Source organism: Brevibacterium sp. 91QC2O2, from assembly GCF_024580695.1.
Lineage (GTDB): Bacteria > Actinomycetota > Actinomycetes > Actinomycetales > Brevibacteriaceae > Brevibacterium > Brevibacterium moorei.
In genome coordinates this window covers 1-255 of sequence record NZ_JANIJY010000096.1, presented here as the reverse complement: position 1 = coordinate 255, position 255 = coordinate 1, and the positions used below count along the sequence as shown (strand labels likewise).

Below are 255 nucleotides of genomic sequence, written 5' to 3'. Positions count from 1 at the left end.
TCTAGGACACGCGACTCAAACGCCCTCTTCAGACTCGCTTTCGCTACGACTACCCCACACGGGTTAACCTCGCCACATGCCACTAACTCGCAGGCTCATTCTTCAAAAGGCACGCCAGCACAGTCATCAAAACTGCTTTGACGGCTTGTAGGCACACGGTTTCAGGTACTCTTTCACTCCCCTCCCGGGGTACTTTTCACCATTCCCTCACGGTACTATCCGCTATCGGTCATCAGGAAGTATTCAGCCTTACCA

The 255-nt window shown here is 52.9% G+C and carries 1 rRNA gene; it reads right to left on the bottom strand.

Going from position 1 to position 255, the window contains the following annotated elements:
• Positions 1-255: ribosomal RNA gene (locus NQ036_RS15580) — 23S ribosomal RNA — on the bottom strand; the annotation flags it as partial.